Origin of the sequence: Mobilicoccus massiliensis (genome assembly GCF_000826525.2) — a bacterium.
Lineage (GTDB): Bacteria > Actinomycetota > Actinomycetes > Actinomycetales > Dermatophilaceae > Mobilicoccus > Mobilicoccus massiliensis.
Map to the genome: position 1 here is coordinate 75,200 of NZ_LN651326.1, position 13,854 is coordinate 89,053.

General features: G+C 70.6%; 14 protein-coding genes. 8 read left to right on the forward strand and 6 right to left on the reverse strand.

The genetic code is table 11. The annotated features are described in order from the left end of the window. Nucleotides 1-304 precede the first annotated feature (304 nt). The gene (locus tag BN1197_RS03010) at nt 305-1,498 is read left to right on the forward strand and encodes a PQQ-dependent sugar dehydrogenase (RefSeq protein WP_040156094.1); all 1,194 of its coding nucleotides are present in this window, start codon (nt 305-307) and stop codon (nt 1,496-1,498) included. 30 nt (nt 1,499-1,528) lie between these two features. On the opposite strand, the gene BN1197_RS03015 is transcribed toward BN1197_RS03010, so the two are convergent. Next, the gene (locus BN1197_RS03015) at nt 1,529-2,200 is read right to left on the reverse strand and encodes an HAD family hydrolase (RefSeq protein WP_040156096.1); all 672 of its coding nucleotides are present in this window, start codon (nt 2,198-2,200) and stop codon (nt 1,529-1,531) included. 106 nt (nt 2,201-2,306) lie between these two features. On the opposite strand from BN1197_RS03015, the gene BN1197_RS03020 reads away from it, so the two are divergent. After that, entirely contained in the window at nt 2,307-3,164 is an 858-nt protein-coding gene (locus BN1197_RS03020) for a phytanoyl-CoA dioxygenase family protein (protein WP_052465919.1), read from the forward strand. Nucleotides 3,165-3,187: 23 nt separating this feature from the next. On the opposite strand, the gene BN1197_RS03025 is transcribed toward BN1197_RS03020, so the two are convergent. The 5 genes from BN1197_RS03025 to BN1197_RS03045 all read right to left on the reverse strand — a co-directional run bounded on the left by BN1197_RS03025 (nt 3,188) and on the right by BN1197_RS03045 (nt 8,197). Beyond that, a complete protein-coding gene (locus tag BN1197_RS03025) occupies nt 3,188-4,762 on the reverse strand; it encodes a lantibiotic immunity ABC transporter MutE/EpiE family permease subunit (RefSeq protein WP_141397192.1) in 1,575 nt (524 codons plus the stop codon). Nucleotides 4,763-4,776: 14 nt separating this feature from the next. After that, nucleotides 4,777-5,499 (reverse strand): ATP-binding cassette domain-containing protein, encoded by a 723-nt coding sequence (locus tag BN1197_RS03030; RefSeq protein WP_040156098.1) that lies wholly within the window; start codon nt 5,497-5,499, stop codon nt 4,777-4,779. A gap of 95 nt (nt 5,500-5,594) precedes the next feature. Beyond that, nucleotides 5,595-6,350 carry a response regulator gene (locus BN1197_RS03035; RefSeq protein ID WP_040156099.1) on the reverse strand — a complete coding sequence of 252 codons (756 nt, stop codon included), beginning with the start codon at nt 6,348-6,350 and terminating at the stop codon, nt 5,595-5,597. After that, nucleotides 6,347-7,507, reverse strand: coding sequence for a sensor histidine kinase (locus BN1197_RS03040; protein ID WP_052465920.1), 1,161 nt, complete (start codon nt 7,505-7,507; stop codon nt 6,347-6,349). Before BN1197_RS03040 ends, BN1197_RS03035 begins: the two co-directional genes overlap by 4 nt. Before the next feature lie 9 nt (nt 7,508-7,516). Next, complete coding sequence (locus BN1197_RS03045) at nt 7,517-8,197, reverse strand: MerR family transcriptional regulator (RefSeq protein ID WP_245851820.1); 681 nt, start codon at nt 8,195-8,197, stop codon at nt 7,517-7,519. An 85-nt stretch (nt 8,198-8,282) separates the two neighbouring features. Between BN1197_RS03045 and BN1197_RS03050 the strand changes: the two genes are divergently transcribed. From BN1197_RS03050 to BN1197_RS03075, 6 genes are all read left to right on the forward strand, one after another. After that, nucleotides 8,283-8,789, forward strand: a complete 507-nt coding sequence (locus tag BN1197_RS03050) for a DUF4188 domain-containing protein (protein WP_040156487.1) — start codon at nt 8,283-8,285, stop codon at nt 8,787-8,789. A gap of 201 nt (nt 8,790-8,990) precedes the next feature. Then, nucleotides 8,991-10,124, forward strand: coding sequence for a methyltransferase domain-containing protein (locus BN1197_RS03055; RefSeq protein ID WP_040156100.1), 1,134 nt, complete (start codon nt 8,991-8,993; stop codon nt 10,122-10,124). 112 nt (nt 10,125-10,236) lie between these two features. Continuing rightward, nucleotides 10,237-10,575, forward strand: coding sequence for a DUF952 domain-containing protein (locus tag BN1197_RS03060; RefSeq protein ID WP_040156101.1), 339 nt, complete (start codon nt 10,237-10,239; stop codon nt 10,573-10,575). Nucleotides 10,576-10,712: 137 nt separating this feature from the next. Continuing rightward, entirely contained in the window at nt 10,713-11,729 is a 1,017-nt protein-coding gene (locus tag BN1197_RS03065) for a tripartite tricarboxylate transporter substrate binding protein (RefSeq protein WP_245851801.1), read from the forward strand. Beyond that, nucleotides 11,726-12,286, forward strand: a complete 561-nt coding sequence (locus tag BN1197_RS03070) for a tripartite tricarboxylate transporter TctB family protein (protein WP_040156104.1) — start codon at nt 11,726-11,728, stop codon at nt 12,284-12,286. Before BN1197_RS03065 ends, BN1197_RS03070 begins: the two co-directional genes overlap by 4 nt. 1 nt (nt 12,287) lies before the next feature. Then, entirely contained in the window at nt 12,288-13,796 is a 1,509-nt protein-coding gene (locus BN1197_RS03075; RefSeq protein WP_040156106.1) for a tripartite tricarboxylate transporter permease, read from the forward strand. The last annotated feature ends 58 nt before the right edge of the window (nt 13,797-13,854 follow it).

Below are 13,854 nucleotides of genomic sequence, written 5' to 3' on the forward strand. Positions count from 1 at the left end.
TCTCGCCGAGACAGCCGTCGGTTCCCGTCCTCCCCGCGTTCGGCGCTCCCTCACCGACCTCGTTCCGTCGCGGCCCGAACCGGCGGTGGTTCCGCCCGCGTCGAGACCGGCGGACACGGTGCCCCCTCACAGCAGGGGATGATCCAGCCGCACCCGTCGCAGCGTTCGTGGGAGGTCTCCCAACGCATGAGTCTGCCGCAGCGAGGGCACGGCTCGGTGAGGTCGCTCATCCCCTCACGGTAGGGGTCGCGGCGCGGTCTCCGAAGCGTCGGAGGTGAATCCCGGTGCCGCGTAAGGTCGAGACATGGATCCCCGTCGCCTCGCAGTCGTTCCCCTGATGCTCGCGATCGCGGCCTGTTCCACGCCCGGCGACTCCCCCGCGCAGCCGCAGACGGCTCCCCCGCCCCCGCCGACGACCTCCGTCGCTCCCAATCCGAACGCCGTCGCGCAGGACGGCCGGCCGTTCGAGGTGAACGAGGTCGCGACGTTCGACCGGCCGTGGGCGATGGCCTTCCTGCCGGACGGGCGGGCGCTGCTGACGGAGAAGGGCGGCACGCTGCGCGTCGTCGATCCCCAGACGGGGCGCTCGACTAAGGTCACCGGCACCCCAGAGGTCGTCGACGAGGGACAAGGCGGACTCGCCGACGTCGCGCTCGGCCCCACCTACGACGAGGACGGCACGATCTACCTCAGTTGGGTGGAGAAGGCCGACGAGCCCGGAGAGACGCGAGGCGTCGTCGGCAAGGCCCGCCTCGTCCTCGACGGTCCCCCGGCGCTGAAGAAGCTGACGACGATCTGGCGGCAGGACCCCCAGTCGGGCTCGGGGCATTACTCGCTGCGTCTCGCGATCAGCCCCGACGGCGACAACCTTTTCGTCACCTCCGGAGAACGCCAGAAGTTCACTCCGGCGCAGGACGTGCGCACCGATCTGGGCAAGATCCTGCGCCTCACCCTCGACGGCGAGCACGTCGACGACAACCCCTTCGCCGAGCAGCACGAGAAGGCCGCGACCGTGTGGAGTTACGGCCACCGCAACGTGCTCGGCATCGCCTTCGACGCCGCGGGCAACCTCTGGGCCAGCGAGATGGGTCCCAAGGGCGGCGACGAACTCAACCTCATCGAACCCGGCGCCGACTACGGCTGGCCCGACTACTCCGAGGGCTCGCACTACGACGGTCGCGCGATCCCACCCCATTCGCAGGGAGCGTCGAAGGACGTCGTCGCGCCGATCCTGTCCTGGGTGCCGTCGATCTCGCCGGCCAACCTCATGATCTATTCGGGCACGGCCTTTCCCGCGTGGAAGGGCGACGCGCTCATCGGTGGTCTGTCGGGCCAGTGCCTCGTGCGGGTGCATCTCGACGGCACGACCGCGACCAAGGCCGACCAGTGGGACATGGGAGCGCGCATCCGCGACGTGGTCCAGGGCCCCGACGGCGCGATCTGGCTCCTCACCGACGGCCCGGACGGCAAGCTCCTGCGCCTCACGCCGCCTCGCTGATCGACCGCACCGGGTTCCTCGGGACCGCGATCAGGGCTTGGTGAGTTCGCCCAACCGCGACTCCGACAGGTGCGCGAGCAGGTCGGCCGGGTCGTCCCAGACCTCGATCGCGCCCGCATCGCGCAGTTCGTCGCCGCCGATGCCGCCGCAGCGGAACGCGATGCAGCCGATACCCGCTCGGGCCGCGGCCTCGATGTCCCACACGGTGTCGCCGAGGGCGACGGTCCAAGCCGGGTCGAGGTCACCCTCCTTCATCGCCGCCTCCATGAGGTCGGGGGCGGGCTTGGCCTTCTCCACGTCACCCGAGGTCGCGGTCCCCGTGATCATCGATCGGTCGACGCCGATGGCCGGGAGCATCCAGTCGAGGTCGCTCTCCCGCCCGCTCGTGGCGATGACGAGGGCCACATCGGCCTCCGCACACTTCGTCAGCAGGTCGGCAGCACCCGGCAAAGCGCGCACGTCGTCCTGAAACGCCTCGTACTGCCGCGAGTGCTCCTCACCGAGTTCCTCATCCTCGCCACCGGTGAGGTGCTCGATGAGCTTGGCGCTGGCCATGCCGATCGCGTGGTGCACCTGCGCCATCGTGATGTCGTCGTAGCCGCGCGCTCGCAGGGCGCGGATCCACGCGACGACGTGGAGATAGTTCGTATCGAGCATGGTGCCGTCGACATCGACGACGACACCGCGTCTCTTCTCGCTCATGCGTCCTCCTCGATCACAGAAAAAAAGGGGGTTCACCTCCTCCCTTGCCCGAAGCCGCACGATCCGACACCCCCGGGCATCGGTCATGATCAGGCACCATCGACCGATGAACTCCGGTGGCGCGCGGCGCCCCGGGTCGACCGTGAAGGAGCCCACCGTGCAGATCGAGGGCGATTACGCACGCGACGGTGCTGCCTGCGTCCGCAGCGTCACCACACCGGAATTCGTCGAGTTGGCCCGCGAGGCGATCGACGCCAACCTCGCCGACCTCTCCCCCGGCGCCAAGCGCGCGAGCGGCGACGACGACGGCGCCTTCGTCGAGGACTTCTGCTCCTGGCAGCGCATCCCGGCGATCGAGCGGTTCGCGCGCGAGTCCGGTGTCGCGCAGGTCGCGGGCGAGCTCATGGGGGCGCAGACCGTGCGGCTCTACCACGACCACGTGCTCGTCAAGGAGCCCGGCACGAGGCAGAGGACCCCGTGGCACCAGGACCAGCCGTACTACAACGTCGACGGCACCCAGAACGTCTCGATGTGGTTTCCGGTCGACCCCGTCGCCCGGGAGTCGACCCTGGAGTTCGTCGCCGGCTCCCACCTCGGGCCGTGGTTCATGCCGCGCACGTTCCTCGACGACCAGGCCAGGTGGTTTCCCGAGGGCAGCCTCGCCGAGCTACCCGACATCGACGGCCGTCCCGAGCAGTTCCGCATCCTCGGTTGGGAGCTCGAGCCGGGCGACGCGGTGTTCTTCAACATGGCGACCCTGCACGCCGCAGGCGGTGTCTCCGGCACCAACCGGCGCCGCGTGCTCTCGCTACGGTTCCTCGGCGAGGGCATGCGCCACGCCCCGCGGCCGTGGACGACGTCACCGCCGTTCCCTGGTCTCGAGAACGAGCTGGCCGACGGCGCCCCGCTCGACCACCCGCTCTTTCCGGTGCTGTGGGAGCGGGAGCCCACCACCGCCCGGTAGCCGCCTCGTGACATCCGTTCGTGTCATCGAGCCGCGCGAGCCAGGGCCCGGAGCCACGCCACGAACGCGCCGACGCAGACGACGAGGCCGACGGTCAGTGCGACGAGCAGACGGTCCACGCTCGTCACCGTCAGCGGCCAGCCGAGCACACCGACGAGCCACAGCGGACCCTCCGAGAGATAGGTGCCGCCGAACACGAGGCTGAACACGAGGACGACGAGCGTCGCCCCGATCGCTGCGCCGGCGCCGAATCGCGTGGCGAGCCAGAGACTGACGGTGAGCGTCATGGCGCCGGTGAGGAACGCCGTGGCGGGGAACGCGAACGGGATGCCGCCTCCCCGGCTCAGCGCGGCGACGAGGGTCAGGCACGCGACGACCAGCCCGAGCAGGACGAGGCAGACCGTGATCATCGCTGCCGCCAGCGTCGTCGTCCGCTCCCGCAGGGCCGCGACGCGCCATCCGCCGGAGTTCGCGCCCCACACGAGGCAGGCGAGGATGCAGGAGCCGAGCGGCAGGACGAGCCACGTGCCGAACCCGGTGACGTAGGTCGAGTTCCACACGACCCCGACCGCGGTGATCGCGAGCAACGCCGCCACGACCAGGGCGGGAATCGCCGTGGCGCGAAGCAGGACGAGCTGGGCGGCGACCGGCCGGCCACGCCCGCGCTGGACCGGCGCGGTGGGGACAGAGCCGGCCCGCGGCGCCGTCTCGAGGCAGTCGAGATCGCCGCGTACCGCCGGCGCCGGCTCGGGCTCGACGACCGACCGGCGACGCAGCCGGCCGAGACCGATGCGGCGCGGGGTGGTGTCCACGCGGGCCAGCGCAGCGGCGACGCCGACGACGACCCCGGCGAGCGCGACCGACATCAGCGCAGGCCACCAGGGGTTAAGCGACCACAGGGGTGAGTCCGGTTCGAGGCGCACGCCGTTGCGGTGCACGCCGAGAATCGGCAGCATCGCGTGGACGCCCCAACTCCAGGGCTGCGCCCACCAGGTCGGCGACTCCGCGACGAGCGTGCCGCCGATCTGCCACCCGAGTGTCAGGACGAGCGTCGCGATCATGCCGATGCGGCGAGCGAGCACGAATCCGAGCGCGAGCGGCAGCAGCGACGTGGCCCAGAACGTCAGCCACATGGCGACGAAGCGTCCGATCGGAGCGTCGGTCAGGCCGCCGAGCAACCCGAAAGCGATGAGCGGCATCGTCACGACGCCCTGGAACAACAGGGACTGCCAGGCGAGAACGAGCACTCGGGCGACGAGGGCCGTGCGCGGCGAGAGCGGCCGCGTCCACGTTCCACCCTCTCGCGCTGCTGCCTCGCGAGAGACGGTCGTCGCGGCGAGCAACGCGTTGAGGGGCGCGAACAAGCCGGTGGCGTAGAGGCTCTGCCACCCGAGCAGACCGTCCCAGTCGGACATCGGCCGGTTCGCGACCGACCACCAGCCCAGGCCCTGCAGCACGCAGATGGCGAGGCCGAAGAGCACGAACCGGGACGAGGCGCTGCCCCGCGCCCGCACGAGCTCGGCACGGACCGCGGGGCCGAGGCCCTCCTCCACCGCCCCCTCGAAGCCGCCCGGCTTCTCACCGCGACCGACGTCCACCTGCGCTTCGTGGCTCATAACAGACCGCCCGTCGTCGCGGCGAGGTACGCGGCTTCGAGGTCACCGTCGGCGAACTCCGTCAACGGCCCCTCGTAGACGAGGCGCCCTCCGGCGAGGACGCCGATGTCGTCGGCGAGACGTACGACCTCACCGAGCTGGTGGGAGCTGATGAGCACCGTGCGCCCCCGGGCGGCGAGATCGCGGATGAGGTGGCGCAGCTCGATGATCCCCTCCGGGTCGAGGCCGTTCTGCGGCTCGTCGAGGACGAGGACCTCGGGGTCGGTGAGCAGCGCGATCGCGAGCGCGAGGCGCGCCTTCATGCCGGTGGAGAACGAGCGCACCTTCGTGCGGCCGGTGTCGCGACCCGATGGGCCGAGGCCGACGAGGTCGAGCACCTCCTCGACACGGTCGTCACCGACACCCGTGAGCCGGGCGTGGACGCGCACGTTGTCGCGTGCGGACAGGTGACCGTAGAGGGCCGGCCCGTCGATGCTCGCCCCGACATCCGCGAGCGCGGCACGGGTGAAGGGCCGTCCGAGGAGGTAGGCCTCACCGGCGTCGGCCTCGAGGAGGCCGAGCATGATCTTCAGGCTCGTCGACTTGCCGGCGCCGTTGCGCCCCAGCAGGGCGTAGACGCGCCCGGGGGTGACCGTGAGGTCGAGGCCGTCGAGCACGTGGTGTCCACCGAAGGACTTCGTCAACCCTCGGCAGCCGAAGGAAGGAGTGGTCGTTGTCATGGGACCAGCCTCGTCTTCGCAGGTCAGAGGCACATCCTGCCGCGGGAGGGTTTGCTGCGGACGCCGTCTCCTCCTGGAGGAGGAGACGTCTCGCGTCAGGGCAGGGGAACGCTGCGCGCTGCGCCGCCGTTCTCGTTCGGCCCGGCGAGGCCGACGCTGTGGGCGAGGACGACGAGCGCGACCCGGTCGCGCGCGTCGAGTTTGAGCAGCAGGTTGCCGACGTGGGTCTTCACGGTGGTCTGGGCGATGAACAGCTCGTCGGCGATCTCGGCGTTCGTCCGTCCGCGTGCGATGAGGCGGAGCACGTCGAGCTCGCGAGCGGTCAGGGCGGCGATGGCCGGGTCGACGACGGCCGCGGTCACCTCGTCGTCGTCCTGCGGAACCGGGGTGAGCGGCAGGTCGGAGCGACGCAGCGCTCCGAGCAGCGCGGGGGTCGCCTGGGTGGCGACGACCGCCTCGCCACGGTGGACGGCCCGGATCGCGTCGAGGAGCTCGGTCGGGTCGGCGTCCTTGAGCAGGAACCCGCGCGCGCCAGCCGCGAGCGCCCCGAGGACGAGCTCGTCGACGTTGAACGTCGTGAGGATGAGGATTCGGGGACGGTCGCCGCGCTCGACGAGCCGCCGGGTCGCCTCGACACCGTCGAGCCGGGGCATGCGGATGTCCATGACGACCACGTCGAGATCGTGGGCCTCGACGAGCGCGAGGGCGTCGACGCCGTCGCCACCGGTCGCGCTCACCTCCATGTCGGGCTCGTTGTCGATGAGCGCCGAGAACGCCGACACGAGGAGTGCCTGGTCGTCGACGATCGCGACCCGGATGGGGGCGCCGGCGGTCTCTTCCGGTGTGGTCATGCCTGCTCCTTGGTCGTGGGAATGCGTGCGCGCACGGAGAACCCGTCGCCGTCGGCGCCCGCCTCGAACCGGCCGCCGGTGAGCTCGATGCGTTCGCGCAGGCCGACGAGGCCGAATCCGGAGGACTCGCCCTGCCGACGGGAATCGTTGCGGACCTCGACGACGGCCTCGTCCCCGTCACCATGCAGGGACAGGATCGCCCGGGGCTTCGGGCCACCGTGCTTGATGACGTTGCTCAGCCCCTCCTGGACGACGCGGACGACCGCGAGCCGGGCTGGTGCCGACCAGCCTTGCTCCCACGCGTGCAGCGTCTCGTCGTCGGGCAGGTCCGCGGTGAGGTCGACGCCCGCACCGGCGGCCTCGGCGACGAGAGCGCGCAGGCGCAGGAGGTCGCCGGAGACCTCGCGGCCGGGCGAGTCGTCGCGGAGCACGCTGACGAGAGAACGGAGTTCGGTGAGCGCCTCGCCGCTCGCGTCGCGCACACCGCTGAGGGACTCACGCATGCGGTCCTCGGTGCCGATCGCGAGGGCGGTGCTCGCTTGGACGTTCACGACGGCGAGGCTGTGGGCGACGATGTCGTGGATCTCCCGAGCGATCCGGGCTCGTTCGTCGACCTGCGCCTGGGCGACGCGGCGGGAGGTCTCCCGGATGTGCTCGGCGTGTGCTCGCGCCTGCTGGTCGAGGTAGGCGACCTCGGTGCGGCGACGTCCGCTCGCCCACAGGTACGTGCCGACCATCCCCAGGATGAGCAGTGGGATGAGGGCCTTGTTCCCCCCGGTGGGCATGTGGTTGATCGGGCTGACGAACGACCCGGCGATGCCGAGGACGAGGCCGGCGGCGCCCCACATCGGCGGGTCGTGTCGCGCGACCTTGTACAGCGCCAACGGCGCGCAGAGGATGAGCGGGCTCACCCCGAGGTTGACCGGCGCCGCCTGCATGAGGACGGCCATCGCCGCGAGCAGCACGTACGTCGCGACGAACGAGGCACGACGCCGGATGCTCCGCACGAGGAGGGCGGCGGTCAGGCCGGCGTGGATGAGGACGAACGACGTCTGGTACCAGCTCGGCCCCTTGTCGAGCTCCACGATCACGAGCAGCGCGGTCATCGCCGCCCCGGCCGCAGCGAGGAGCAGATCGGCGAGAGGAGGTCGGGTCACGGCTCCAGGCTAGGAACCCTCTGCCCCCTCGCGCCTCCCCCCGTGGGCGGAAACCGCGACGTGTTGCTGGGCCAGCCGTCGAAGCGCCGAGAGCACCGGGTCGACGAGCACGGTGCCGAGGACGACCTGCCGCACCGCCGCCCGCGGGGCCGCCGGCACGCTCGCGACGTCGATCCGGGCGATGAGCTCGGCGGCGTCGCCGTAGGCGTCCATCCGCTGTTCGTCGAGGCCGATCCCGGCGGCGTCGCAGGCGGCCCAGGCGCGATCGAGTTCGTCGAGCACCGGATCGCGCCGATCGAGCTGCCAACCACGAGCCGCGGCCCACGCTCGCGCACGAGATGTCACCGACGTGGTGTCGCCACCGCCCCCTTCCACCCGTCCGTCGGCGTCGTCGGTGGCGTCCTCGATGTCGACGAAATCGGCACCGAGGAGGGCGCGCTGGGACGCGCCCAGGACGCCGAGTCGGTCGACGTCCGGGGACTCGATCGTCGCGAGCACCCGCGCGACGGTGGCGAGATCGAGGCCGCCGACCTCCGTGAGCGCGCGCACGAGACGCACCCGCTCGACGTGTGTCTCGTCGTACTGGGCTTGATTGCGGGAGGTCGCGACGCCGGGCGGGACGAGGCCCTCGCGCAGGTAGTACTTGAGCGTCGCCACCGGCACACCGGTCTCGGCGGAGAGCGCGGACATCTTCACGTGGATCACCCCTTGACAACGGATAGTACTACTTGCCATAAATGGATAGCCGAACTTCCCATAACCTGAGGTGACCGAGATGCGATCCCTGACCCACGCCCACGACGAAGGCGTCGTCGTCTTCCACATCGGGATGACGATTCGCAAACCCCACCGCCCCGACCTCTGGCTGCCGGTCTTCGCGGCGATGCCGAAGATGATCGCCGAGTTGTCGCGCAACAAGGCCGCGGCCGCACAGGGCAAGGCCGACGACCTGGGCTTTCTCGGTGCCGAGACACTCTTCGGCGTCAAAGGGCCGTGGGTCGTGCAGTACTGGCGCAGCGTCGAGCACGTCTACGCCTACGCCCGCCGGCAGGACCTCGCGCACGTGCCCGCGTGGCGCGCCTTCAACGCCGCAGCCCGCAAGCATCCCGAGGCGGTGGGCATCTGGCACGAGACGTTCGTCGTGCCACCGGGCGGCATCGAGACGTTCTACGGCAACGGCGCCCGGCTCGGCCTCGCCGCGGCGACGGGAACCGTCCCCGCCGAGACCCGTGGCAAGGACGCGGCCGAGCGACTCCGGTCCATGTCCGCGGCGCGGACCTGACCACGACTCACGGCAAGCCGACAGGGGCTGTCCATGGACCGCCCAGGTTGCTGCTCCAGAGTTGGTCGTGGCGGAGAGAAGGGGTGAGGCCCCGGGACTCGAGAGGGTCCCGGGGCCTTTTTCTCGTCCGGGGTGTGCTCGTCGTCGTGCGCGGCTCGAGTCATTCGCGTCACGACCCCGCACCCGGGCAGAATCGGGCAGGTGCAGTGCGACTACTTCGACGCCGGCGTGTGCCGGTCGTGCACCCGCATGGGGCGGCCGTACTCGCGGCAGCTCGCCGAGAAGGACGCACGGGTGCGTGAGCTCGTCGGTGAACGCCCCGGTCTGACGTGGCAGGGGCCGTTCGCGTCGCCGGAGTCGCACTTTCGCGCCAAGGCCAAGATGGTCGTCGGCGGGGCTCCCGACGCGCCGACGCTCGGCATCCTCGACGGCGATGGACACGGGATCGACCTACGCGAGTGCGGGCTCCTCGGCCCGGCGACGACGGCCGCGATGCCGGTTCTCGCGCGGTTCGTGCGGGAGGTCGGCCTGCGGCCCTACGACGTGCCCGGCCGTACCGGCGAACTCAAGCACATCCACGTGTTGGAGTCGTGCGCCGGCGAGTTGATGGTGCGGTTCGTGCTGCGATCGGAGGGGCAGGTCGGGCGGATCCGTCGTGGTCTGCCGGCACTGCGGGACGCGCTGCCCGGGCTTCGAGTGGTCTCGGTCAGTCTCCTGCCCCAGCACGCCGCCCTGCCCGAGGGCGACGAGGAGATCCTCCTCACCGAAGAGACGACCCTCGCGATGCCCGTCGGTGACGTCACCCTCCACCCGATGCCCGGAGCCTTCGTGCAGACGAACACCGAGGTCGCGGCCGGCCTCTACCGCCAGGCCGCCGCGTGGGTCGACGACGCGCTGGGCGACCGGAGCGATGTCGGCGTGCTCGATCTCTATTGCGGTGTGGGCGGATTCGCGCTCCATGCCGCCGGGCCGGGGCGTCGGGTTCTCGGCGTCGAGGTGAACGCCCCCGCCGTCGCGAGCGCGCGGCGGAGCGCGGCGGAAGCCGGCCTCGACGTGCGCTTCGAGGTCGCCGATGCGACGACGTACGCCGAGTCTCTCGCGACCATGCCCGACCTCGTCGTCGTCAACCCGCCGCGGCGCGGGATCGGAGGCCGTCTCGCCGCGTGGCTCGAGAGTTCCGAGGCGCCCTTCGTGCTGTATTCGAGCTGCAACCCGGTCACCCTCGCCAAGGACCTCGACGCGATGCCGTCGCTGCGACCCGCCCGCGCACGGGTCTTCGACATGTTTCCCCAGAGCGACCACGCCGAGGTGCTCACGCTGCTGCAGCGCGCGTGAGCGAACGGGTGCCGCCGCGTCGTACGCCCGATGAGGGGACGGCCGTACTCGTTGCCCCGCACGCGGATCGACGGCATGATCGCCCCGACCGACAACCCGATGAGAGACCGCCATGCCCCTGCTCCACCTCGCCATCGCCCGCGACTGGGACCCCACCGCGGCCACGTACGGCGTCTCGACGCGCGGTCACACGATCAGTGAGATCGGTTTCATGCACGCGAGCAGCAACACCGACCAGCTCGATCGCGTGGCACGCACCTTCTACGCGGGCGTCGACGAACCGCTGCTCGTGCTCGTGCTGTCCGCGGAGATCCTCGCCCAGGAGGGGTTCGAGGTGAGGCCCGAACCGGTGAACCCCGGCGACTCCGGTTCGGAGAAGTTTCCGCACATCTACGGCGGTGACATCCCGACCCGCGCCGTCGTCGACACCTACCCGTACACGAGGCCGTGACCGGCGAGGGTCGCCTCGACGGCTCGGGGTGACCGGACCGCTCGACGACCACCCGCAGCTTCGCCGCCGCGGCAGCGTTCCACCGCGTCCCGGCATGGGGTACGTTGCGGCCCACGCATCGTCGCGAAGGAGCACGCATGAGTACCGCCCCACTCGCGCAGAGGACACGCCGTCGCTGGGGGTCGGGGATGGTCGTCTACGCCGTCGTCGCGACCCTGCTCGTCGGGTGGGCCATGACGGCCTCGGCCCGATCGGCGCACAAGGGCCAGGATCTGCGTTCCAGCCTCACGCTCATCGCCCCGGCCGGCGCGGGCGGCGGTTGGGACACCTTCGCGCGCGAGCAACAGGCCGCGATGCGCACCGGCCGCATCGTCAACAACGTCCAGGTGGTCAACATCCCCGGCGCGGGCGGCACGATCGGGCTCTCGAAGTTCGTGACGATGCGCGGGGAGGCGCAGAACCTCCTCGTCACCGGCACGGTGATGCTCGGCGCCATCGCCGTGAACGACTCCCCGAACACGCTGAAGGACGTACGGCCGGTCGCGCGGATCAGCGAGGAGTACGACGTCATCGTCGTGCCCGCCAAGTCGCCCTATCGCACGATCGACGACCTCGTCACCGCGTGGAAGAAGGATCCGAAGGCGATGACGTTCACCGGCGGATCCGCGGGCGGGCTCGACCAGCTCATCGTCGCCGACCTCGCTCTCAAGGCGGGAATGAAGGCCTCGGAGACTACCTACATCCCGAAGTCCGGTGGTGGCGAGGCGATCCAGATCCTCTCCTCCGGCTCGGCCGACGTGGGAGTCTCCGGCATCAACGAGTTCTCCGACCAGATCGAGGCCGGCCGCATGCGCGCCCTCGCGATCGTCGCACCCGAGCGGGTCGAGGGCATCGACATCCCCACGCTGAAGGAACAGGGCTACGACGTCGCGATGACGAACTGGCGAGGTTTCGTCGCGCCGCCCGGCATCACCGACGAGCAGTTCGCGCAACTGCAGCAGATTCTCGAGGACACCGCGCAGTCGCAGGAATGGAAGGACGCGATGGCGCGCAACAAGTGGACCGACGTCTTTCTCACCGGCCCCGAGCTGGAGAAATTCATCGCCGAGGATACCGAACAGATCAACGCGCTCGTCGAGGAGTTGGGACTGTGAGCAGCGCCGCCACCCCCTCGCCCGCCTCGTCCGCGCGTCCGACCAGGGACGGCACCGACGACCGCGCGTCGTTCTGGTCCGGACGCTCCGGGATCGTCGTTCCGCTGCTCATGGCGGCGTTCAGCACCTACCTCGTCGTCGGGATCCTGCAGACGCACGTGCCCGACGGCGCGGACTTTCCCGGCCCCCGGTTCTTCCCGGCGATCCTCGCGGTGCTCGGCTACGTGCTCGCGGTGCTGCTGCTCGTCCAGGTCATCCGCCGCCCTGAACCCGTCGACCACCGGGTCATCGGCTCCGACGCGCGTCACCGCACGTTCTCCGACTGGAGCGCCGTCGCCTGGTGCGTCGGTGGGTTCGCGCTCTTCGCGCTCACCATCGAACTGCTCGGCTGGATCCTCGCCGCGGCGCTGCTGTTCTGGTGCAGCGCTCGCGGAATCGGGTCTCGTCGGCCGCTCTTCGACGTCTCACTGGCTCTCGTCGTCTCCTCGGTGATCTACCTCGCGTTCGCCGTCGGGCTCGGCCTCAACCTGCCTTCGGGCATCCTCGGAGGGATCTGACATGGGCCCCCTCGACCTCCTCATGCAGGGCTTCGCCGGCGCCCTCACCCCGATCAACCTGCTGTGGGTCGTCGTGGGCTGCCTGCTCGGCACGGGTGTCGGAGTGTTGCCCGGGCTCGGCTCGTCGATGGCCGTCGCCCTGCTGCTGCCGATGACGTTCGCCCTCGACCCGACGGCCGCGTTCATCATGTTCTCGGGCGTCTACTTCGGCGGGCTGTTCGGCGACTCGACGATGGCGATCCTCATGAACACCCCCGGGCAGGCGTCGGCGATCGCGTCGACGTTCGAGGGGCACCGCATGGCCAAGGACGGACGCGCACCCCAGGCCCTCGCCACCGCCGCGATCGGCGCGTTCATCGGTGGCATGATCGCGTCGGTCGTCGTCGTGTTCCTCGCTCCCAAGCTCGCCGAGTGGTCGGCGAGCTTCGGGCCCGCGGAGTACTTCGCACTCGCCCTGTTCGCGTTCGTCGCGACGTCCTCCATCGTCGGGGACTCCGCGCTCAAGGGCATCACGGCGCTGGTCATCGGGCTCGGCATCGCGACGATCGGTATCGATCCCACGACCGGCGCCGAACGCGGCACCCTCGGCGTGCAGGAGCTGTTCGACGGCATCCCCCTGGTCACGGTGACCGTCGCGATCCTCGCTCTCGGCGAGGTGTTCCACGTCGCCTCGCGCATCCGCCGCGACCCGGCGACCAAGGCGATGAAGACCTCCGGACGACCGTGGCTGAGCAGGGCCGAGTTCGCCGAAGCCGCGCCGGCGTGGGCCCGTGGCACGGCGATCGGGTTGCCGTTCGGCGTGATCCCCGTCGGAGGCTCGGAGGTGCCGACGTTCATGGCCTACGCCCTCGAGCGCCGCCTCGACCGCCACCGCACCAAGGGCCGACGCTTCGGCACCGGCGCGATCCGTGGACTCGCGGCTCCCGAGGCCGCCGGCAACGCGACGACCGGTACCGCGATGGGCGCCCTGCTCGCGCTCGGCCTCCCGGTCTCGGCGACGGCCGCGATCATGCTCGCCGCGTTCCGTCAGTACGGCCTGCAGCCCGGCCCGCTGCTGTTCGAGCGTGCACCCGACCTCGTGTGGGCTCTGCTCGCCAGCTTCTTCGTCGCGATGGTCGTGCTGCTCGTCATCAACCTGCCGTTCGCACAGCTCTGGGCCAAACTCCTGCTCATTCCCAACCCATATTTGTACGCGGGGATCTCGGTGTTCTGCGGGCTCGGCGTCTACGCACTGAGCTCCTCGCGGTTCGATCTCGCGATGCTGCTGTTCATCGGCGTCGTCGGGTTCGTCATGCGGCGTTACGACGTGCCCCTCGCCCCGCTGATGATCGGCATGGTGCTCGGACCCCTGGCCGAGACCTCGCTGCGGGACGCGCTGCTCTCCTCGAACGGCGACTACTCCGTGCTCGTGCGCAGCCCCATCACGTGGCTGCTCTATGGGGTGTTGCTGGTCGTCCTGACCGTGACGGTCGCCTCCCGCCTGCGGCGCCGTTCGGGGGCGGACATCTGAGGCCGCCTCGGGCACCGGGGTGACGTGGCGGCGCCGGGAGTGTCGTGGTGCGACGAGA